At 52.4% G+C, this 20,604-nt stretch carries 19 protein-coding genes; 5 read left to right on the top strand and 14 right to left on the bottom strand.

Annotation, left to right across the window (positions count from 1 at the left end):
- Nucleotides 1-79: 79 nt before the first annotated feature.
- From Q7J08_RS07745 to nifB, 7 genes are all read right to left on the bottom strand, one after another.
- Entirely contained in the window at nucleotides 80-1,048 is a 969-nt protein-coding gene (locus tag Q7J08_RS07745; RefSeq protein WP_304911114.1) for a polyprenyl synthetase family protein, read from the bottom strand.
- A gap of 9 nt (nucleotides 1,049-1,057) precedes the next feature.
- Entirely contained in the window at nucleotides 1,058-2,401 is a 1,344-nt protein-coding gene (locus tag Q7J08_RS07740; protein ID WP_304911113.1) for an RNase J family beta-CASP ribonuclease, read from the bottom strand.
- 19 nt (nucleotides 2,402-2,420) lie between these two features.
- Nucleotides 2,421-3,488 carry a type 2 isopentenyl-diphosphate Delta-isomerase gene (gene fni, locus Q7J08_RS07735; RefSeq protein ID WP_304911112.1) on the bottom strand — a complete coding sequence of 356 codons (1,068 nt, stop codon included), beginning with the start codon at nucleotides 3,486-3,488 and terminating at the stop codon, nucleotides 2,421-2,423.
- On the bottom strand, nucleotides 3,485-4,240 hold the full coding sequence (locus Q7J08_RS07730) for an isopentenyl phosphate kinase (protein ID WP_304911111.1): 756 nt from the start codon (nucleotides 4,238-4,240) through the stop codon (nucleotides 3,485-3,487). The genes fni and Q7J08_RS07730 overlap by 4 nt, the downstream gene beginning before the upstream one ends.
- Nucleotides 4,233-5,105, bottom strand: coding sequence for a mevalonate kinase (gene mvk, locus Q7J08_RS07725; protein ID WP_304911110.1), 873 nt, complete (start codon nucleotides 5,103-5,105; stop codon nucleotides 4,233-4,235). Before mvk ends, Q7J08_RS07730 begins: the two co-directional genes overlap by 8 nt.
- A gap of 1 nt (nucleotide 5,106) precedes the next feature.
- A complete protein-coding gene (gene amrB / locus Q7J08_RS07720; protein ID WP_304911109.1) occupies nucleotides 5,107-5,946 on the bottom strand; it encodes an AmmeMemoRadiSam system protein B in 840 nt (279 codons plus the stop codon).
- Between the two features lie 208 nt (nucleotides 5,947-6,154).
- Nucleotides 6,155-7,087 carry a nitrogenase cofactor biosynthesis protein NifB gene (gene nifB, locus Q7J08_RS07715; protein ID WP_304911108.1) on the bottom strand — a complete coding sequence of 311 codons (933 nt, stop codon included), beginning with the start codon at nucleotides 7,085-7,087 and terminating at the stop codon, nucleotides 6,155-6,157.
- A 117-nt stretch (nucleotides 7,088-7,204) separates the two neighbouring features.
- On the opposite strand from nifB, the gene Q7J08_RS07710 reads away from it, so the two are divergent.
- From Q7J08_RS07710 to Q7J08_RS07695, 4 genes are all read left to right on the top strand, one after another.
- Nucleotides 7,205-10,432: a tetratricopeptide repeat protein gene (locus Q7J08_RS07710; protein WP_304911107.1), complete on the top strand. Its 3,228-nt coding sequence runs from the start codon at nucleotides 7,205-7,207 to the stop codon at nucleotides 10,430-10,432.
- Nucleotides 10,433-10,909: a 23S rRNA (pseudouridine(1915)-N(3))-methyltransferase RlmH gene (locus Q7J08_RS07705; RefSeq protein ID WP_304911106.1), complete on the top strand. Its 477-nt coding sequence runs from the start codon at nucleotides 10,433-10,435 to the stop codon at nucleotides 10,907-10,909.
- A gap of 72 nt (nucleotides 10,910-10,981) precedes the next feature.
- A complete protein-coding gene (locus tag Q7J08_RS07700; RefSeq protein ID WP_304911105.1) occupies nucleotides 10,982-11,662 on the top strand; it encodes a phosphoribosylaminoimidazolesuccinocarboxamide synthase in 681 nt (226 codons plus the stop codon).
- A 64-nt stretch (nucleotides 11,663-11,726) separates the two neighbouring features.
- Nucleotides 11,727-12,458 (top strand): protease inhibitor I42 family protein, encoded by a 732-nt coding sequence (locus tag Q7J08_RS07695; RefSeq protein WP_304911104.1) that lies wholly within the window; start codon nucleotides 11,727-11,729, stop codon nucleotides 12,456-12,458.
- A gap of 46 nt (nucleotides 12,459-12,504) precedes the next feature.
- Here Q7J08_RS07695 and Q7J08_RS07690 read toward each other — a convergent pair whose 3' ends face one another.
- The 5 genes from Q7J08_RS07690 to Q7J08_RS07670 all read right to left on the bottom strand — a co-directional run bounded on the left by Q7J08_RS07690 (nucleotide 12,505) and on the right by Q7J08_RS07670 (nucleotide 18,315).
- Nucleotides 12,505-15,216, bottom strand: coding sequence for a DEAD/DEAH box helicase (locus Q7J08_RS07690; protein ID WP_304911103.1), 2,712 nt, complete (start codon nucleotides 15,214-15,216; stop codon nucleotides 12,505-12,507).
- The gene (locus tag Q7J08_RS07685; RefSeq protein ID WP_304911102.1) at nucleotides 15,213-15,968 is read right to left on the bottom strand and encodes a metallophosphoesterase; all 756 of its coding nucleotides are present in this window, start codon (nucleotides 15,966-15,968) and stop codon (nucleotides 15,213-15,215) included. Before Q7J08_RS07685 ends, Q7J08_RS07690 begins: the two co-directional genes overlap by 4 nt.
- Nucleotides 15,969-15,970: 2 nt before the next feature.
- Nucleotides 15,971-16,669 (bottom strand): hypothetical protein, encoded by a 699-nt coding sequence (locus Q7J08_RS07680; RefSeq protein ID WP_304911101.1) that lies wholly within the window; start codon nucleotides 16,667-16,669, stop codon nucleotides 15,971-15,973.
- 374 nt (nucleotides 16,670-17,043) lie between these two features.
- On the bottom strand, nucleotides 17,044-17,373 hold the full coding sequence (locus Q7J08_RS07675; RefSeq protein ID WP_304911100.1) for a hypothetical protein: 330 nt from the start codon (nucleotides 17,371-17,373) through the stop codon (nucleotides 17,044-17,046).
- Between the two features lie 576 nt (nucleotides 17,374-17,949).
- Nucleotides 17,950-18,315: a hypothetical protein gene (locus tag Q7J08_RS07670; protein ID WP_304911099.1), complete on the bottom strand. Its 366-nt coding sequence runs from the start codon at nucleotides 18,313-18,315 to the stop codon at nucleotides 17,950-17,952.
- 352 nt (nucleotides 18,316-18,667) lie between these two features.
- Here Q7J08_RS07670 and Q7J08_RS07665 point away from each other — a divergent pair, with 352 nt between their 5' ends.
- On the top strand, nucleotides 18,668-19,633 hold the full coding sequence (locus Q7J08_RS07665) for a replication factor C small subunit (RefSeq protein ID WP_304911098.1): 966 nt from the start codon (nucleotides 18,668-18,670) through the stop codon (nucleotides 19,631-19,633).
- A 7-nt stretch (nucleotides 19,634-19,640) separates the two neighbouring features.
- Here Q7J08_RS07665 and Q7J08_RS07660 read toward each other — a convergent pair whose 3' ends face one another.
- Complete coding sequence (locus Q7J08_RS07660) at nucleotides 19,641-20,129, bottom strand: tetratricopeptide repeat protein (RefSeq protein ID WP_304911097.1); 489 nt, start codon at nucleotides 20,127-20,129, stop codon at nucleotides 19,641-19,643.
- Nucleotides 20,126-20,500, bottom strand: coding sequence for a HEAT repeat domain-containing protein (locus tag Q7J08_RS07655; RefSeq protein ID WP_304911096.1), 375 nt, complete (start codon nucleotides 20,498-20,500; stop codon nucleotides 20,126-20,128). Before Q7J08_RS07655 ends, Q7J08_RS07660 begins: the two co-directional genes overlap by 4 nt.
- Nucleotides 20,501-20,604 lie beyond the last annotated feature (104 nt).

Here is a 20,604-nt window from a genome sequence, read left to right as displayed (position 1 = left end):
AATCGGCGCACGTTCGCAAATCAGAGATTTGCTCAGCTAAGACCACCCCTACGGGCAGTCCGCCAAAAAAAAGAATAAGTTAGTAGCCTCTTGCAATGAAGAAGTCCGCCATCTCCAGGATCAGCGTCTTTGCTTCCGAATCCGGAAGGACAGAGAGGCCGGCTTTGGAGTCCGTGATGAGTTTTTCGGCAATGCCGCGGGCTTTGTCCAGAACACCGGACGTCTCAAGAAGACGGATCGCATCGGCGATCTCCTCTTTCGAAAGGTCAGGCTTATGGTAAGCGGAGAGGTCGATGCCTCCGTCGCGGGCAAGGATCGCAAGGATGGTCTGTTTGTTTTCCCGGAGATCAGAGCCCTGATCTTTGCCGGAGACTTCAGATGGCGCGAGAAGATCGATGATATCATCCTGGATCTGGAATGCGATACCGGTGTTAAGACCGAGTGTATACAGAGCAGAGATCTGCTTGATATCTCCACCTGCAAGGGCTGCCCCGATCCCGGCGGCGGCCGCATAGAGGACACCGGTCTTTTTCCGGACCATTGAGAGGTATTCTTCCAGGGTCACATCCGATCTCGTCTCGAAGGATACATCCTCCTGCTGACCTTCGCAGAGTTCATGACAGGAGTGGGCAAGCATCTGGACGGCGATGACTTTGGATTCTGCCGTCGCTTTTTTCACACAGCAGAGATGTTCAAATGCATTCGCATACAGAACATCGCCCGCCAAAATTGCGGTAGCTTCGTTCCAAACAACATGGACCGTCGGTCTGCCGCGGCGGAGAGAATCCCCATCCATGATATCATCATGGACTAGGGTGAAGGTGTGTGTCCATTCCAGCGCAAGGGCTGCCTGAAAAATATCTTCCGACGCACCACTCCGGACCGCGTCTGCCGAGAGAAGCACGAGTGCCGGGCGAAGACGTTTTCCTCCCCCCACAAGGAGATGGGACGCTGCTTTCTGCAGGGTCGTGTCGACCGCTTTACTATACTCGTCCGCCTCCATATTGACTTTGGCGGCAACAGTTTTCAGATATTCATCAAGTTTCATAGGATCATCTCATTTGGGAAGGACCAGGCGGTCTCCATTCTGCATAATGTGGATCTCTTTGTTCAGTGCGTATCCAAACTCAGAACCAAGCGTCACATGACCCGCTTTCATTGAGAACGGACCGTGGGACGGGATGATGTGTTCTGGATTCAGCATGGAAAGGAGATCGTAATGCTCCTGATAGTAGGCGTGACCCGTAACGTGGAGTCCGTCGAAGATCCGGGCACCCTGCCGGATCAGAAGGCGGTCGACCTCGGCACGCTGGGCATAGTTGGTCGGCGTCGGGATGATGTTTGCCGAGAACAGGACCTTGTCGCCCTTCTCGATTTTGAGAGGGGTCTCATTTAATGCGATCCGGGAAAGCATGGATCCTGGTTCACCCTGGTGACCGGTCGCAACGAGAAGGAACTTGTCCTTGCCTTCTTTGAGAACGCGGCGGAGCATACGGTCAGTGGTTTTTCTGTTTCCGTAGATACTTGTCCCCTGCGGGAAGGCGACCTGCTTCAGGACCTCGGCAGTGGTGTTGTACCTCTCCATACTGCGTCCGAGAAGGACCGGGATCCGATCGATCTCACGGGCACACTCGGTGATGGTCTTGATCCTCGCGATCTGCGAAGCGAACGTAGAGACAATGACGGCATTTTTATCGTCCTCACACCGCATGATCGCGTCACGGACCCGAAGACGGGCAACCTGTTCGCTTGGAGAGTATCCGCGGTCATCAAGGTTCAGGGATTCAACGATCAGGACCTTGACGCCTTGTTTGCCGATCTCACGCATACGGGCGAGGTCGGGAGCTTCGCCGATCACCGGCGTCATATCGAACTTGAAATCGTTTGCATACACGACGCAGCCGACCGGGGTATGGAGAACTGCCATTACCGAATCGATGATACTGTGCTGAACTCGGATGAACTCTAAGGTCAGGGTCTGGGAAATGGTATATTTTCCGCCTGCTTTGAGCGCAAAGGTCTTGTTCATCACCGTGAATTTGCGTTCGCCTTCGATCTGCTGTTTGATCAGCTCGTTCGTGTAGGGTGTCGAGATGATCGGGCAGTTATACCGGTGAGCGAGTTTCTGGATCGCACCGATGTGGTCAAGGTGACCGTGCGTACATACGATCGCTTTTACGGTCCCTTCGACCGAGTTCATTACCGTGTCATCGGGAATGGCGCCCATCTGGATAAGATCCAGAGAGTGCATATTCTCCATATCCACGTTGTTGCTGCCCGTTATCGGGTCCAGATATAATCCAATGTCAAAAATGACGATTTCTTTGCCGACACGGACCGCGGTCATGTTTCTCCCGACCTCGTTGTATCCGCCAACGGCTATAACTTCTATGTCTACCATATTATGTTTCCTGATTTTTTTATGTCCGAATCATCTGCCTGATGTCCCCTAAGAGGTAATACCTGACCTTGGAAAGGGAGGAAATATCTTTTGCCCCGCAGAGGAACATTGCAGCAGAGAGTTCCGTGTGAATTGTGTCTATTGCAGATCCCAAGGCTTCTTCGCCGGCAAGAGCCGGGTCAAGGAGGGATAAAGCCATCCCTCCAAGCGTTGCACCTAGCACGATCCCTTTTGCAATATCGAGACCGGTCTTCAACCCGCCTGTAGCAATGACCGGCCCTTTACTCACCTTCGCTACCTCAAAAACGCTGACCGCGGTAGGTATTCCCCATGTTATGAGAGAATCCCCCAACCCGATCAGGGTCTTATCACCGGCAGCATCCCGTTTCTGTGCACGGGCACCCTCGATCTTTGCCCACGACGTACCGCCGTATCCGCCGGTGTCTACAGCTGAAACACCGACATCGAAAAGCCGGGCGGCAACTTCTGACGAAATACCGCATCCGGTCTCTTTTACGATTATAGGAACATTTGCTTCTTTACAGACCTGTGAGATGGCGCGAAGGCATGCGGTCGCATTGTGGTCGCCTTCCGGCTGGATGGCTTCCTGAAGAAAGTTTAAGTGAATACAGAGTGCATCGGCATCAATCATGTCGACCGCGGCATCGACCCATTCCATACCATGGTTGACCAGCTGAACCGCACCAAGATTTCCACACAGAAATGCATGCGGTGCGGCGTCTCTCACAACACTGAAACTATCAGCAAGATCGGGATTTTCGAGAGCCGCACGCTGGGAACCTACACCCATCGCAAGACCGTATTTTTCCGCAGCAGACCCTAAGACCCGGTTCACTTCTTTGGTGTCAGGGTGACCGCCGGTCATTGCGGAGATGAAGAGGGGCGAGGAGAGTTTTCTTCCAAGGAAATCGACGGAGAGGTCGATCCTGTCAAGATCACATTCGGGTAATGCATTGTGTACAAGAATGACGTCTTCAAATCCAGCACTGCCGGCGGTTACGTCGGTTTCACTGCAGAGACGCAGATGATCCAGTTTTCTTGATGATGTACGTTTATCAGGGGTCATTTTCTTACCAGGGTCCCGCCGTAATTTTTTCCAAAGAGGAAATCCGCCACACGGTTCGCGGCGAAAATGTGCGAGTCGATTCCTTCATCGGCGAGAAGGAGAAGTTCATTGATCTTTCCACGCATGCCGCCGGTTATGTCGGTGCTCGACGAACCGCCGAGATCGATTTTACCGACGTTCGTCCGGTTGATCTCCGGGATCACCTCGCCGTTCGAAAGAACGCCGCCGACATCGGTCGCGATGCCGACACGTTTTGCGCCGAGGTTGACGGCAAGGTAGGGAACGATCTGATCGCCGGATATGATACAGGCGCCGCGTTTTGTGTCCATAACCACATCGCCGTGCAGAACCGGGACGAGCCCGAGTGCAAGCATTTCGTTGATCTGCGAAACGCCGGCAGAGACGAGTCGTCCGTCTTCTGCAAGACAGCAGCCGAACGGATGGAGAGAGACGGCTTCCATGCCGGCTTCACGAAGCGAGGCAACGACCGAGCGGTTGAGCTTGGAAACCGCCGTGTGCGTAACAAAAATACCTGCGGCGTTTGCTTTCGTGACCCCGCCCGGGATATCATAGGCTTTTGCCTCGGGATGGCCGCATGAACCTGCCCCGTGGACGATGATGAGGGGGAATTTCCCGGCAAACGGCGCGATCTGCTCAGCAAGGAGTTTGATCTTTGCTGAATCGACGATGCCGTCTTCGGATTTTTTCGTTACGATGCTTCCGCCGAGTTTGATGATGACAGGTTCACTCATCTTTTTCCCTCCGTGCTCCTTCAGTGTCAATGGAAGTGGTTATCGGGCGGGCATCGCAGTCTTCGATTGCCCCTGCCACCCGATTGCGGGAACCCTTTGAGCATAATGCCCAGATACATCCTCCTCCGCCGGCTCCTGAAAGTTTTGCTCCGTATGCGCCGGCATTCCGGGCCGCAAGAACAAGCTGGGATAAAACCGGGTGACCCACACCTAGTGCGTCGAGAAGAGCATGGTTCCGGTTCATCAGAACCCCCAGCTCTTTAGGATTTTCAAGATTGTGCATGGCTTCCATGGTCACGCCGCCGATAGCATCCATGATCCCGTTTGCAATGACGGGCGAGGTCCGTCTGAGCTCAGCAACTTTTTCCACCATCTCCGCGGTGTTGTGCGAGATAAGCGAGTTGCCGATCACGATCGAGAGATTCTGCGGGGGAAGAAGACGGCGTTTTTCACTACCGCGGATAAAGACCAGGCCGCCGAATGTCGAAACATACGTGTCGGTCGCACTGGCACGCCCTCCTTGGGTCGCCTTTTCCACCTCGAAGGCAAGATCGCCGACTTCTTCGCGGGTGTAGCCAAGCTCGAATTCATCATTGATGGCAAAAAGCGTTGCTACCGTAACGGCCGCAGAAGAGCCGAGACCGGACGCGCTTGGCAGCTGGGATCTGACATACACGCTGCCTTTCACATCGGTGAGCCGGAAGCATTCCGAGATGTACGGGGAGTTTGGTTTCTGATAATATTTTGAATGACGGACGGTGACCTGAACGCGGGGTTTAATCGCCATCGCGATGGCAGGTTTTCCGTAAACAACCGAATGTTCTCCAAAGAGAATGACTTTGCCGGGAGCACTCCATGTTGCCATTTCAGACCACTTCCATGGCAGCATATCCTACGACTTCGGTCAAATCGCCAGTGACATCCCCGGATGTCTGATATAAAATAACACGGGCTTCTTTTGCGCCGAACGATGCACAAATCTCTGCCATTGCGGCAATACAGCCGAATCCGCACATGGAGGGACGAAGTCTCGACAGTGCATCATAGAAGGCGGACGTGTCTAGATTTCGTATGGCTGCAAGGACCGTTAAGTCATTCTGCTCGGCGATTTTTGCCTGAACATAATGCGAACCGTCGCCTGATGCGATGATGATCGGGCGGATCCCTGTCGTCTTGGCAGCAGACAAAACCGCCTGAGCGACCCGTTCTGCTCCGCGTGGGGACTGATCGCCCATCAGGATCGGGACGATTTTGGCCTTCGGGAACCTATACCGGATGAAGGGTATCTGAACTTCGAGAGAGTTCTCCTTTATCGAGATCAGATCATTATCCACCGGTACGGATGAACTCAGGGCTTCGATGAAATCAAGATCCGGGAGGACGTTTCCAATCGGCGTTTCCCAGATCATATCCGAGGTGGAGGTGTCCACTCCCGTGTGGCTTGGACCGATCAGAACAAAGGTCCCGGCAAATGCAGGAGAGATCTTTGCATACCCGCATGCTGCCGTCTGTCCCGAATAAATATACCCTGCATGAGGGACGAGTATCCCGTATGGATCCGAAACAGACGTCACCGTAGATGCAAAAAGAGCAGATAAAAGCTCCTTCAGCTCAGGCTCATTTTTTGGATAGAATATACCCGAGAGTGTTGAGAGCCTCACAGACTTTTCCGTAGCCTTGGGCTCTGCCGGTATTTTTGATATCATTGTTATATAATGGGAAGATTTCCAGATTCCCCATCTAACCGTTTTTGTCCGCCAAACCTGTGAAGCGTGGGGCGGGTGTATGTAAGGTACATTATTATTAGTAGGTAAAGGCTTTAATTGTTGGGGTAGAGAGGAAACGAACGGAAGAAAAAAAGCAAATACGCCCGAAAAATAGAAAGGGGCCAGGGAGCCATTTCCGAAAAATGGATCACTCGCCGCTGCATCCTTTCCCGGAACCGTCGCCTTTACCGCAGCAGCCGAATTCGTTCTGGACATCCTTGCCCAGAATTCCGACCGCGTCTGCCCTGCATCTCTGACAATGACGCATCTGACGAACATACGGTGCACAAAGCTCGTGCATCCGTGTCTTGTCTGCATTGGTCGGCGGAACAACGTCCTTGAATTTATACTGGGGGATCAGCGGGATGATATTGAAGTTGAACACTCCCATGGCTCCGACCTTTTTTGCGATCTCAGGGATATGCTCGTCGTTTACGCCGGGAATGTACACGGTATTGATCTTCACGAGCATCTTGCGTTTTACCGCCTCTTCGATACCGAGGAGCTGGTTTTTCAGCAGAATTTCAGCAGCTTCACGCCCGTGATACTTTTTCCCCTGATACTCAACGAACGAGTAGATCTTCTCGCCTATTGAGGGGTCGATCGCATTCAGGGTGACCGTGATATTTCTGACCCCATACTTTTCCAGAAGATCGATCTTTTCCGGAAGAAGCAGACCGTTTGTGCTGATGCACAAGATCACGTCAGGATACTTTTCGTGGACAAGGTGAAGCGTCTCAAACGTCTCCTCGTTTGCAAGCGGATCTCCTGGTCCTGCGATCCCCACGACTTTAATATGTTTCATCCGGGCAACGACTTCATCGATCCGCTCCAAAGCGTCCCCAGGTGCGAGGATCTCGCTCGCAACACCCGGGCGTGACTCATTGACGCAGTCGTAATCCCTGACGCAGTAATTACACTGGATATTGCATTTCGGCGCAACGGCTACATGACACCGGCCGAACGCATGTCGGGCGTCCTGACTATAACAGGGATGCTCATTGATTCTTCGGAGTGTGTCCGGGTCATACGGCAAATTCTGTGCATCACGCAGATCTTTGTCAGTTTCACGGGAATCCATAGTAAATCTATTGTGTCTTGTTCTATAAAGTCCAAACGTTTCTGGCACCGATGTTTCACAGATAGGCTTTATATTCACTGGGTTGAAATAGTTTAAACAGAGTATCAGGAGGATGGAATGGTAGATATTGGCGGTCTTTTCGGCAAAAATGATAAACAGAACCCATGGATAGCACGCGGAGAACAGGCATACGAAAAAGGAATGTATGACGACGCGACCCAGCATTTCACAAAAGCACTTGAATTAGAGCCTGGTTCTGCAAATCTCTGGAAAAGACTTGCGGCCTGTCAGCGCCTGAACCAGAAATTCGATGCCGCCTCCCGATCATATGCCAAAACGGTGGAACTCGACCCGAATGATTTCCATGCCTGGACATCACTTGCCATTCTGCTCGGGGATGCAGGAAAATACGAAGAGGCACTCTCTGCCATGGGACATGTCGTTCTCCCGGAAAGCGAGATATACCTCAAAGATAAGAAATGCGAGTGGCTCCTGCACTCAGGAAAATACCGGGAAGCCGCTGCAGTCTGTTCACAGCTGATCTCCCATTTTCCGGGAAATGTACAATACCGGATCCGTTATGCCGATCTTTTGATGCGAAGCGGGATGTTTGCCGAAGCACGCTCAGTATATGACGATCTCTCCTCCTCTCTTGGAAGATCCGAGATGGCCTCCAATGCTGCGTTCTGCTGCGAGATGACGGGAGATGTCGAGGGAGCGCTGAAACGATATGCGAATCTTTCCGAGAATGATGTGGTCGGCTGGTACCGCCGGGCACGACTCGAAGAAAGCCTCGGAAACTTTAAGAACGCAAGTGCTGCCTACGGCATGATCCAGCATTACACATCAGGAGATGACATCACCATCACAGTTCGTCGAGCATTGTCATTTTACTGGGACGGAAACGGGAAAGAAGCCGCGATCCAGCTTGAAAAGGTATTGGCAAAAGGCTATGCGAATGCCGAACTTTGGTATCTGCTTGGGACCATCTCGTTTTTGAACGGTGAGTTCAGGCGTGCCGTTCAGGCGTTCGTCGAATACATCCACCTGAATCAGACAAATAATGCCGTCTGGTACATGAAAGGCTGTGCCGAGTACCTTTCCGGGAAATACAAAGAGGCGCTCGAAAGTTTCGAGAAGATGAGTAAACTCGGCGCCAGCGGACCCTCGCCTGCGAAAATGAAATGGTTCGAGGACAGCGAACTGGACTTATTTGACAGTGCGTCTTCTAAAAAAGAGCAGGTCAAAGTCGAGGTCGGCGTCGTGAACGAAGGGCTTCTCTCTATGCAGGGATACGCCCTTGCAGCACTCGGTCGATATGGCGAAGCCGACAAAGCCGCCGGCGTTGTGCTGAGCCATTCTCCAGCAAGGCTCGACATGGAACTTCTGCACAGCAGATGTCTTGCAGGACTCGGGCGGTATCAGTACTCCGGGGATGCAGCGGCACGGGTTCTTGCAAAATCCCCTGAAAATATCGCAGCCATGGAGCAGCATGCCGCGTCCATGATGCTTGCCGGCAAATACAGAGAAGCTGCCGGATCATGGAAAAAACTCGTCGAGGAATCTCCGGAAAACACGCTTGCCTACATCGGTCTCCTTAAAGCCTGCAGCGGGACCGGGAGATATGCCGAGGCACAGGAAATTGCTGAACTTCTGTTAAGCGAAGAGTATCAGCCCAGGGACATCACGATTACCCTGCTCGCGGGAGAAGCAGCAGCCTCTGCCGGAAATTATGAGGAGGCAGTCATCCATTATCAGAACGCCGCGATCTTATCCGCCAATACGCCGGCGGCATTCATCGGTCTTGGATCCGCATATGAAATGCTTGGCGAGTATGAAAAAGCCGTGGAAGCGTTTGCCTCTGCAGACGAGATCCTGCCGGATCACCCGGGGATCCTCCTTGATCTTGGAAGGGTCCAGGCAGCAGCGGGACAGAGTCAGGCAGCTGCAGAGACCTATATCAGGATCATGACCGACCACCCCGACATTGCTGGAGCGGCAACGCATGTCACAACACTCTGCGCCGATCTCGGTCTAAACGAAGAGGCGGCAGATGCGGCTTTAGTTGCATTATCCAATGGAGAAGGAAGAATAGGTCTTTTGACACTCGGCGGAGACCTCTGCAGATCGGTCGACCGGCTCGATCAGGCACAGGACTGCTATACTGCAGCCCTCAAAACAGACCCTGATAACATCCATAATCTTTACTCGATCGGACATGTTCACCTGCTCAAAGGCGAGTTCAAACTCTGTATCGAATACATGGACCAGTGCCTCGAGCGTGCACCCGAACATTCCCCGGCTTTGTTCGACAAAGGAGCGGCATACGTAAACCTCGGCAGACTCGAAGATGCGGCAAAAGTCCTGCGGCATCTGACCGATATCGACGAAACCAACACAAAAGCCCTGCTTGAACTCGCAGATATCCTTGCGCAGCTGCAGAAGTATGATGAGGTCCTCGAGGTCTATGCAAAATATCTCAATGCAGGTGTTCCAAATTCTGATGTTGTCAGGAAACTTGCCTCGATCTATAGTATGAGAGGTGAATACGAAGAGGCACTCTCCGGGTATGATCTTCTGCTCGAATCAAACACGGATGACATTGTCACCCGCCGTCTGCGAGCAGAAGCTCTCAGATTCCTTGGAAGAGATGAAGAGGCCGCAGAAGCCTGTGCCGGGATGCTGGCTCTTCGTCCGCATGACCAGAATATCAGATCCATGTATGCGGCATCTCTTGCAAACATTGGAAGAACGGAAGACGCACTCAAACAGTACGCCGAGCTGACCCTCAAAGACCCGGAAAACGTCGCCGCTCTTTTCGGCTATGCCGAGATGCTTTCACGGATGGGAAAATATCCCGAAGCGATCAGATCCTATGACAAACTGATTGGAAAATACCCGAGAAACAGTCTGCTCCATATCGAAAAAGCCCTTGCCTCGATCAAGATCGGCGAGCCAAAGGATATCGTGAGCGACATGACGACTGCGGCACAGGCAGATCCGAAAAATCCGTATGTGCTTTCCGGCCTTGGATTTATGCAGATGGTCACCGGCCATCCGACCGAAGCACTTGCAGCATTCGACAAAGCAGAGGCAGCAGGATGTAAAGATCCTGATGTAAACTTCTGCCGCGGGATCATCTATCTCCAGCAGAGCAGATTCGATATGGCGGAAAAAGCAGCTGATCATATCCTGAAAACCGATCAGGATCACATGCCCGCCATGCATCTGAAAGCACGGTCGCTTGAGTCTGTCGGCAGACTCAAAGAAGCAGTGACCTACTACGACCGGATCATTCAGCTCTCGGAGATCAGTCAGGACCCCGAAATATCCGCAGAGGAGTAGATGCAGGTCCAGATCCTCTGCATCGGAAAGATCAAAGACGCGTATATTTCCGCAGGCATTGCCGAGTTTGAAAAACGTCTGCGTCCCTACGGGAAAATATTCATCACGGAACTTGCCGAGGTGAAGATCCCGGAAAATGCCTCGGCATCGGAAGAGATCCGCGTAAAAGAGAAAGAAGGGGAGCTTATCCTCGCAAATGTGAAAGAGGGATTCTCCACGTTAGCTCTTGATCCGTATGGGCTCTCTCTTTCGAGCGAAGCGTTTTCCGGGATCTTTCGCGAGGCGAAATTATCCGGGAAGAATATCTGTTTTATCATCGGCGGACCCCTTGGTCTGTCGCCGGAATTGCTCAGATCGGTTGAAAAAAAGGTATCCCTATCACAGATGACCTTTACTCATACCATGTGCAGGCTGATCCTCTTCGAACAGATCTATCGCGCGTTTCGTATCCTGCATGGCGAACCGTACCACAAATAACCCCTGACAGCGTGTTACTTGTTGTCATGTAGCATCAATATTATACGTGGTCAGTTACAACATATGAGTACCATGAAATTGGTATACACCGGCAAAACAAAGGATGTATTCTCACAAGAAGATGGGAACTATCTGCTGAAATTTAAGGATAACTGTACTGGTGCTGATGGGGTATTCGATCCAGGGATGAACACAGTTGGCCCGACTATTGAAGGTGCCGGACGTGCTGGTCTTAGATTAACTCAGTACTTCATGGAGATCCTGAATGCAAAAGGGGTCCCTACCCACTTCATCAGTGCAGACATCGAGAATGTAACGATGACCGCAAAACCTGCCAAGACATTCGGCAAGGGACTCGAGATCATCTGCAGATTCCGTGCAGTAGGCAGCTTCTACCGCCGCTATGGCGACTACATTGAAGAGGCAGCCCCTCTGCCGGCATTCGTCGAGACAACATTCAAAGATGATGCACGCGAAGACCCGCCAGTAACCAAAGATGCACTTGAAATTCTGGGCATCATGTCCCCCGAGGATTATGAGAGCCTTAAAGTTCTCACCCAGAAGATCGGTACCATCATGAAAGAAGAGCTCGCAAAGAAGAACATCGAACTCTACGACATCAAGTTCGAGTTCGGTAAGATCGGCAATCAGGTCGTTTTAATCGATGAGATCTCCGGTGGAAACATGCGTGCATACAGAAACGGCGAGTACCTTTTACCGCTCGATCTGACAAGCAAGGTTCTCGACGAGTAACCTCCCCCTCTTTTTTCTAAAAAAATACTTATATCAGGCTGTTCTATCATTCATCATGAACAGAATGAAACTGTTGATTATCGGAGCATGTACACTTATCATCTGCATTTTTGCAGCAGGCTGCATATCTCCGGAAGTTCCTGTGAATATCGATGATCCTGTTTTGACCGTAACGGTCCAAAAAGAAGGAATGATGATCCCGGTAAATGCGTCGATGACGTATATTCTCCCGTCAAATCCAACCACCGGATATGGCTGGACCGTTCTCGGAAGTGAAGGATTGATCGTCAAAGATGAGTATAAGGCAACGCCTGTTCCCGAAGGATGGGCCGGCGGGGGAGGCTGCCAGTATTATACGATCACTGCCGAAAAGGCCGGGAGCTATACATTCAAAGCAGGATATGAACGACCCTGGGAAACGGATGTCGACCCGATCTACACCACGACCCAGACCTTGGTGTTTTCCGAGGCAGAGGGCGATGACCCTGCAGGAGACGTAATGCTGACCGTACTGTTTAACGGCGTGGTCAATCCGAAAGCCGGAGAGGTCGTGAAGATCTGCACTGACGGAAACCCGACAACCGGCTATTACTGGACCGCCTCGCCTGAGTCCGGACTGACCGTTCTCAAGGACGATTACATCACCGATAATACCACGGGCCTTGTCGGCGCCGGCGGAACATATGTGTGGTATGTTACTGCGGAAAAAGCAGGAACCTATCAGTTTGGCGCAACAAATCAGAGATCAGGGCAGGATCCGGCAAATCTGTTCTTCTTTGATCTGACGTTCGTCTGACCGGAAACGAAGGAAGCCCGCAAGCTTCTTCATCCCTTTTTTTTCTTTATCCCCAGTATCTGTGCGTCTGTACGAACTTCCGCTCAGCCTTCAGAATCTCCCGGTAAAAGTTATCCCCGCTCGCAAACGTGTTCAGGATCCGGGCCGCCGCTTCCGGACCGACCCCTCTTCCCGCCAATGCCACGACCGCTTTTTTCCCGCTGGAAAGGACCATGTTCGCGTTCCGCATCATCCGGGTCTCCGCCTCCCGCTCTTCAGTTGAAAGGGTCTTCTTTTTCAGAGCGGCAAACATCGGCTCCTCGTAAGGCTTCAGCGCCGCGATCAGCCGGGCACCGCAAACCGGACACACCAGCTCATCGGGAACTCTCGCGACCTTCGTCTTCGACTTCCATTTCCTGCAGTGCATACAGGCAAGGATCACATCCTGCTCATCGAGTCTGTGTTTCACGCTCTCGATAATCGCCTGATCCTCGCCAGGGGGCACGACCACATCACGACCGGTAAAGAGTCCCTCCGCTCCGATGATCGACAGACGGCTCGTCTTCGTCTCCATCTTGTGGTCCTTCAGCATCGCGACAACGTTCTTCGCAGACTCCACATCCATACTCGAAAAAAACAGTTCGCGGAACGCCTCTTTCTCGATCACCGTTCCGTCGAACAGATCGAGAAGACGGTTCATACTGATCTTTTCATAATCCGCATCCGCGTCGATCGCCCCGAACTTCTTCGCGATCTGCACGAGTTTCCATTTATAGAGCGCCGTCTTTTTGAGTGCAAGCATCAGGATCGCCTCCAGATGTTCCGGCTCGAGAGAAAGCAGCACCTCTTCAACATCCGGGGCCCGCAGAAACTTCGGGAGCCGGAGAAGGATCCGGTAGGCATTCGTCTCGATCCCGACCGTGGTCCCGTACCGGGCGGAGAGCAAAATCGAAAGAACACGTCCGATCGTTTCGTTTACCTTGTGCCCTCCGCACAGATTCACCACGACCCCCTCGTCCGAGTCTTCGAGAACGATCAGCTGATCCGTCGCCGTGATAGACCGGTTCTTTTTCATCTCGGAAAGGACCTTTTTTGCAAACAGCACGGACTTCTCATCCGCACGATACTCGTCGAAGTTCTGCAGACGGCGCAGTCTCCCGACCTCGGTCGCGACCGTGAACGGAACCGGGATCTGCTCGCCTTCCCAGGATGGGAGTTCTCCTTTCGCATTCTTCGCCGGCTCGACCATGATCCGGTCCTCATCGATGTCGAGGACCCGCCAGATCCGCCCTCTCGCAACAAACACGGCGCCGGACGAGATCCAGCTGATCACAAAGGACTCATCCAGGGTCCCGACCGGTTTTCTCGAAACCACATCGAAGATCATGCTCTTCTTCTCGTCTGCGATCATCGAAAGATTCAGCGAGAGATACTTCCGTGCCCGGGATTTCGTGATCACCATGCCGTTTTCGGTCCGGATCAGGTAATGTTTCTCCATGCCGGCGATCACCTCGCGGATCAGCGGCCCGGCATTTTCAAAGCAGAAGCTCCGGGAAAAGATCTGCTCGATCTTTTCGATCGCGATCTCGCCGCGTTCTACTGCGAGGGCCGCGATCTGGTTCGCGATCACATCCGCGGCATTAATGTGCGGGCGGATGTTCTCCGGCTGATTGCTCATCGCCTTGTTGACGATCACCATCGACTCCAGGATATCGTCGAACCCGGTCGCAAGGATCATGCCTTTCGAGGTGGCATGGATCTGATGGCCTGCCCTTCCCGTCCTCTGCATGAGGCGGGCGACCTCACGCGGCGAGTTGAACTGGATGACATGATCGATCTGCCCGATATCGATACCGAGCTCCATCGACGATGTACAGATCATGCCTCGCGTCATTCCGGCACGGAATTTATCCTCGGCATCGACCCTGACCTCCCGTGAGAGGGACCCGTGATGAACGTCCGTGTCCCCGCGGGGGAGAAGAGCATGGCCTATCGCCTCGGCGACGCTCCGGGTGTTCGTAAAGACGAGGGTCGAGGTGTGGGCGTCGATGCATTTGTCGATCATCTTCGTCTGATCCCCGAACGACTCGCCGGCAAACTTTACGGAAAGGTCGAGGGTTTTGGCGACTGGGACCTGCACGATCGTGCATGGACGTTTTCCGCAGAGGAACCTGCCGACGACATCGGGGTTTCCGACGGTTGCCGAGATCCCGATCCGCTGAAACTCGCCGGCGAGTTCGGCGACCCGTTCGAGCGCAACTGAGAGCTGGGCGCCGCGTTTTCCGTCGGCAAGCTCGTGAATTTCATCGACGATGACGTAGCGGACTGCCGCGAGATGTTTGCGGAGCACTTTCCCCATCATCATCGCCTGCAGGCTCTCAGGCGTCGTGATCAACAGATCCGGTGGATGGGTCGCATGTTTTCGCCGGTCGGTCTGACTCGTGTCTCCGTGCCTGACCGAGATCTTCAGACCAAGCTCTGCCCCCCACCACTCCAGCCGGTTCATCATGTCCCGGTTGAGGGACCGAAGCGGCGTGATGTAGAGAGCCGAGAATCCTTCGGGCATGGGATCCGTGAGCATGTGATGGAAAACCGGCAGCATCGCACTCTCGGTTTTTCCCGTTCCGGTCGGGGCGATCAAAATCGCGTTGATCCCGGTGATGAGTTCTGGGACCGCCCTCATCTGGATCTCGGAGAATTCGTCGAATCCCCGCTTTTCCAGGACCGCCCGGAGTTTTGGGTGGAGCGAGTCTTTGAGCTCCTGTATCGCGGATGTCATACTCGCTCCAGAGGATCGGGGCGGAGTTCCGCAAACGGAGCGACATATGTTCCGTCTTTCAGGAACACCTCGGCCGTTTCGGTCAAGATCGCCTTTGCTATAGGAGAGATCCTGCCGCCCGGGATCAGCCGGATGTCCATCCCGCCGGCAAGTTCATAGAACGCCGGAACGAGCAGGACCCGGGTCGGGTCGAGAGGCGCCGGTCCCCAGACCGAAGGGTCGATCTCGGCAAGCAGATACCCGGGCGTTCCGCGAAGTGAACAGCCGACGGCGTCGTAGATGTTCACGACCGGGTGGTGGTGGCCGCACAAGATCAGGTGACCCAGAAGAGATGGATCAGGGATCGTATGGCCGTGGAAATAGCCTGTCCCGTCGATGAGTGCCCCGTTCATCGGGAGGAGTTCTCCCTTTTCGAGATAATGTTCAAGACCGGTGTCGTGATTTCCGGGAGCGAGCCGGAATGAGGTCTCTCTCCGGATCTTTCTGAGGACCTCGGGCATTTCGATCCGTTCCTGGTAGGTGACATACGGGATCATGTGCTTGAGGTCGCCGAGCACGATGAGGTAGTCGGGATCGGCCTGTTCGATGACGGCAAGCAGTCTCGCGAGACGCGAATTGGTTCCGCTCTGAAAATGCAGACCATGCCGGTGGAGGTCCGCTTCGACGCCGAAATGTGGGTCGGCGATCACAAGAGAACGCTCCTGCCTTTCAATGAGGACCGCGGGACCGTCTGCATAAAATTCCGGCTGCATGATCAGGCGATTTTGATGAACTCGGTCGTAGGGGTGTAGCATTCCCCTTCTTCCATCAGCATGCTAAGACGCATCTTCGCTGACGGATCGTCGAGTCCGAGGCTTTTCAGGCGGGAGATGACGTCGAGTATTCTTGCTCCCTTCTTTTCGGAGAGAACGGAGATGATTTCAAGTATTTTTTCGTTGGTGATCTCCTCTTTTGGACCTGCCGGTCTGACTGAGGAGAGCGCCGCATTGATCCGTCCGGCAAGTTCTTTCCTGAGATCGGACGCCGGGGATTTTTCCAGTCGGGAGATCGCGGACTCGGCAGTGCTCAGGATCCAGGCGTCCCGTGCCTCGCGGGTCGAAGGCGTGATGGTTTCCGGAACGATCTCGAGAAACGTTCTGCCGGCGTATTTGCGGAACCTGACGGTGCCAAATACGGCGACGAATGAGGGGGCCTCGATCTCGTCTGCGGTTTTGAGAAGAGGGGTGTTCTGCCAGCTCATGGAGCAGGAGAAGACCCCGGTCGGATCGCTGATGCGAAGCGAGGAGACCTTGCCGTCTCTCTGGATCTTTTCGGTGAGGGTGCCTATGAGAAATATTTTGGGGGAGAATATGCCGAACGGGGTCGTAAATCCGATTTCCGCTTCCGCTGCATGCATGAGTTCGCCGGCGAATATACAGGATGCCGGGAGAAGTCCGTTATTGGGTGTGTCCATTCCTTCTATTATTTAGTGTGAGGGAGCATTAAATCGACCGGACGGGGATATTTTCCACTCATGAGATGGAGAGCCGCTTCGGGTAGGGTTGGTGTAAGGGATTATTTGGATGGTACCACTCATCACACGAAATGCACGAAAAAAATACGAAAACACGAAAATGAATTAGATTGGTTGGGTGGGATACATGAGGTTCCCTCCCCGTCCCACTCGCAAATCACAGATTTGCTCGACTGAGGTCGGCCGCTTTCAGTGTCCAACCCGTCCCCCACACGAAACTCACAAAAATCAACGAAATTCACGAAAAGGGGGACAGGGGCGGAAAAGATCCGGAGAGCTGCATTCTCTCCGGGATCCGATCCCCGCATTTCTGGTTACGTACTCAGTCCATCGGCAACCACTGCAGCAAATCCCCGGGCAATGATTCGGGCAATACAGGCATCCCACTCGATACCGAGCTCTTTACGCTGTGTTTCAATGATATTCAGCTGCTTTTGTGTAATACAGATATTTACATACTCTATCTCGTCCCTTCGATAGTCAGGCAGCTCAGATGCCCCGCAGCCATGGGGAAACGCTTCTTCCGATCCCTCAATGTGAGAGACTTGTTCATCATCAAAAATGTACGCAATTCCTGAAAAATACAGAGGTTCGTCATCGCTAAACAGGAAATCATTCCCAGATACATTGTCTTTTTCTGACATAATACTCAATCAGCATACAGGAATATAAACCCCTAACCGCGCGGTGCGATAATGCCTCAGAATAGGGCAAAAATGCCGCTCTCACTCAGAGAGATAGGTTACGAAAAATGCAGAAAAACGGGCAATTTGTGGGGGCGGGGTGAGCCGTCAAGCGAGGGTCGTAGACCCGAGTCGGAGAGCAAACCGAAGGTTTGTGAACAGGCTCGCCCTTAGCTGAGGCGGGTTGGAGACGTAGTCGACAACCTTAGCCGAGCAAACCGAAGGTTTGCGACCAAGTTTTCGAAGGAAACTTGCGACCAAAGCTTTGCCTTGCGACTATGCGGTGTGGACGCTTCGTCCCCGAGCCAGTATCTAAAGGGAACGTGTATGTCATTATTATCAAAGTGTTTGGCGTAAATACAGCACAATTATGAAGATAACGTCAAACACACGGATCGAGAATAGCTGAGTGAAAAATGGATCTATGTGTAGACATAGATATTGATCTGCATGTTGAATATCTCCACATAATTAAAATATTATAAAATAGGGGCATTAATTCTATGTAATGTGTCAATTATTGTCTCAATAACGGGATTATTCTCTCCCCTCTTTATACGCTTTCACTCTGTCCAGAATATATTCCTGTATAAGGGGCATCTGTTCTTTTAATTGCTTATTTTGATCTGTTCCCGTTGCAGCAAATATGAAACCTTTCTCATAGTTGGTCTTGTTTGCGCTATGAGGACCAGTATACTCGAATTGTAATATTCCTTTGTCATCTCCAAGAATATTGAATTGCACCGACGTAATATCAGAATAGTAATATTCTTTATCCTCAGTGATCAACCTTCCAAACAATGCACCATCAACTCTCGGTTTTATTGAGATCACACATCTATCTTCATAAACTTTTAGGATTTTGCCCATGTTTCCATCAATTTCATAAATCAATTCACTCATAATTATGTACCTCCATTTAAAATCTGGTTGTCTTGTGACAAGTCATTGATATGTATCTTATTCTATTTCAAAGTGTTTAACACCGAACATTTTCGTGTTTTTCATTGATTTTAGATAATTTAGTGAAGTTAAATGGGGGAAGTGCCGCACAAATGAGCCAAAAATCAAACATTATTGATATTCGTGTTTTCATCACTTCTTCGTGGATTTCGTGTGATGGCGGGTTGGACGCGAAGCGGCCGACCTCAGCTGAGCAAATCTTTGATTTGCGATCGCGGGTTGGCTCACCCCGCTTCCGATTTATCCCCCTGTCGAATGATTAATTGGTTCTAACATCCAACAATCATTCATTATGGATGTGTCCCCCGAAATCTGGATAGAAAAATACCGGCCCAAAAATCTTTCCGAGGTCGTCGGTCAGCAGGACGTCGTCGAACGGCTCCGCTCCTACGTAACGACCCGGGCCCTTCCGCATCTCCTGTTCACCGGCTCTGCCGGCGTCGGGAAGACCACCTGTGCCGTTGCTTTGGCCCGCGAGATGTTCGGCGATACCTGGAATATGAACTTCCGCGAACTCAACGCCTCGGACGAACGCGGGATCGATGTCGTCAGAAACCAGATCAAACAGTTTGCACGAACAGCCCCCCTGGGCGATTCAACGTTCAAGATCCTGTTTCTCGATGAAGCGGACGCCCTGACCCAGGACGCCCAGGCCGCTCTTCGCCGGACCATGGAAAACTACGCCGAAACCTGCCGTTTTGTTCTCTCATGCAACTACTCATCGAAGATCATCGACCCGATCCAGTCCCGGTGTGCGATCTACAGGTTCCGGCCCCTCACCGATGAAGCCATCAGTGAGGAAATGGCAAGGATCGCAAAAAAAGAGGGAATAACGATCGACGAAGGGGCATTTCTCGCCATTGCTTATGTGTCCTTAGGGGATATGCGAAAAGCAATCAATGCCCTCCAGGGTGCCGCCATCGTCTCAGATCATGTCACCGCCGAAAACATCTACGCCATCACCTCGAATGCAAAACCCGAAGAGATCACGTCGCTCCTTTCACGCTGTCTCGAAGGCGACTTCGAAACAGCCGAACGCATGCTCCATGCGCTGATGTATGACAAAGGCATTGCCCCCAACGAACTCGTGAATCAGCTCTACCGGGAGATATCGCGTTCCGAAAGCCTTGACCGCCGGCTCAAAGTCGATCTCATCGATCACCTCGGCGAAACCGACTTCCGCATGAGTGAAGGGGCCGACGCCGATATCCAGATGGACGCCCTGCTTGCACGAATCGTCCGTTCAGGAATGAACTAAAAAAAATCTAAAACCCGCTTCTCTCGAGTTCGTCCCCGATCCTCGCGAGAAGCAGTTTGTCCCCATCCTTTTTTGCGAGATCTTCTGCGGTCGTGAGATCCATTATCGCCCCCTCGATCTCCCCCTCTTCGAGCCGGATCAGACCACGTCCAAGGTATGCCAGTGCCGACCAGTGGGGTTCTTCCGGTTCTGCGGAATTGAGGATCTCTTCAAAATCCTCCCGTGCCTTTTGCAAATCGCCGGACTGCAGGAAAAGGTCGGCTCTGTTGTATCTGATAGGGAACGCGGTCGGCTGGCGGACGAGAGCATTCGTGTAATCCGAGATCGCCTCGTTTGCGGCGCCGGTCTCCTGAAAACAGACCCCCCGATAGTAATAATAGTTCACGTTCTCCGGATTTTTCCGCAGTGCATCCGTGAAACATCCTGCTGCTTCTCTAAAATTCCTGGCCGCAAACAGAAGAAGTCCCTGTCTGAACACGTCTGTATCACTATTCATATCTTCCAGCCGGACAGGACCCCGACCGTGATCCGCCGGACAAACGGATTTTCATCATTGAGCATCGGCGAGATGACCGGCGCGAGTTCTTGTGTTCCGCAGCGTCCGAGAGACTTAACTGCCATATAGCGGACATGATCCTTTTCGTCGGCAAGAAGTGGGGTGAGAAGCGGGACGCCTGTCGGATCTGCAGTAAATCCGATGATCTCGGCCGCACGGTACCGAAGCCTCCACTCGGGATCGGTCAAGAGAGGACGGACCGCGTCGATCCCGGCCGTCCCCATCGTGCCGAGTTTTTCTGCGGCAAGATGCCGGTCCTCCTTCTTTTGTGAATGGAGAAGGGCAAGATACTCCGGTAGTGCAGATGTCATACATAGATTGTACTAATCATATCATATTTCATACTTTCGATTTTTATCATACGAAGTTAGGGTAAACCACCTCACTAAATATTACGATTAAGGATAGTTAGTCA

The organism is Methanocorpusculum sp. (assembly GCF_030655665.1).
In the GTDB taxonomy this organism is placed as follows: Archaea; Halobacteriota; Methanomicrobia; order Methanomicrobiales; family Methanocorpusculaceae; genus Methanocorpusculum.
The sequence above is the reverse complement of the archived record's forward strand: the minus strand, read 5'-3'. Positions and strand labels throughout refer to the sequence as shown.

Bases quoted from the DNA above. Each gene is read 5' to 3' on its own strand.
- Q7J08_RS07745 (WP_304911114.1), bottom strand. From the start codon at position 1,048: ATGAAACTTGATGAATATCTGAAAACTGTTGCCGCCAAAGTCAATATG.
- Q7J08_RS07665 (WP_304911098.1), top strand. From the start codon at position 18,668: ATGGATGTGTCCCCCGAAATCTGGATAGAAAAATACCGGCCCAAAAAT.
- Q7J08_RS07690 (WP_304911103.1), bottom strand. From the start codon at position 15,216: ATGACATCCGCGATACAGGAGCTCAAAGACTCGCTCCACCCAAAACTC.
- Q7J08_RS07695 (WP_304911104.1), top strand. From the start codon at position 11,727: ATGAAACTGTTGATTATCGGAGCATGTACACTTATCATCTGCATTTTT.
- Q7J08_RS07730 (WP_304911111.1), bottom strand. From the start codon at position 4,240: ATGAGTGAACCTGTCATCATCAAACTCGGCGGAAGCATCGTAACGAAA.
- Q7J08_RS07740 (WP_304911113.1), bottom strand. From the start codon at position 2,401: ATGGTAGACATAGAAGTTATAGCCGTTGGCGGATACAACGAGGTCGGG.
- Q7J08_RS07710 (WP_304911107.1), top strand. From the start codon at position 7,205: ATGGTAGATATTGGCGGTCTTTTCGGCAAAAATGATAAACAGAACCCA.
- Q7J08_RS07705 (WP_304911106.1), top strand. From the start codon at position 10,433: ATGCAGGTCCAGATCCTCTGCATCGGAAAGATCAAAGACGCGTATATT.
- fni (WP_304911112.1), bottom strand. From the start codon at position 3,488: ATGACCCCTGATAAACGTACATCATCAAGAAAACTGGATCATCTGCGT.
- nifB (WP_304911108.1), bottom strand. From the start codon at position 7,087: ATGGATTCCCGTGAAACTGACAAAGATCTGCGTGATGCACAGAATTTG.
- amrB (WP_304911109.1), bottom strand. From the start codon at position 5,946: ATGATATCAAAAATACCGGCAGAGCCCAAGGCTACGGAAAAGTCTGTG.
- Q7J08_RS07675 (WP_304911100.1), bottom strand. From the start codon at position 17,373: ATGTCAGAAAAAGACAATGTATCTGGGAATGATTTCCTGTTTAGCGAT.
- Q7J08_RS07680 (WP_304911101.1), bottom strand. From the start codon at position 16,669: ATGGACACACCCAATAACGGACTTCTCCCGGCATCCTGTATATTCGCC.
- Q7J08_RS07685 (WP_304911102.1), bottom strand. From the start codon at position 15,968: ATGCAGCCGGAATTTTATGCAGACGGTCCCGCGGTCCTCATTGAAAGG.
- Q7J08_RS07655 (WP_304911096.1), bottom strand. From the start codon at position 20,500: ATGACATCTGCACTACCGGAGTATCTTGCCCTTCTCCATTCACAAAAG.
- Q7J08_RS07670 (WP_304911099.1), bottom strand. From the start codon at position 18,315: ATGAGTGAATTGATTTATGAAATTGATGGAAACATGGGCAAAATCCTA.
- mvk (WP_304911110.1), bottom strand. From the start codon at position 5,105: ATGGCAACATGGAGTGCTCCCGGCAAAGTCATTCTCTTTGGAGAACAT.
- Q7J08_RS07660 (WP_304911097.1), bottom strand. From the start codon at position 20,129: ATGAATAGTGATACAGACGTGTTCAGACAGGGACTTCTTCTGTTTGCG.
- Q7J08_RS07700 (WP_304911105.1), top strand. From the start codon at position 10,982: ATGAAATTGGTATACACCGGCAAAACAAAGGATGTATTCTCACAAGAA.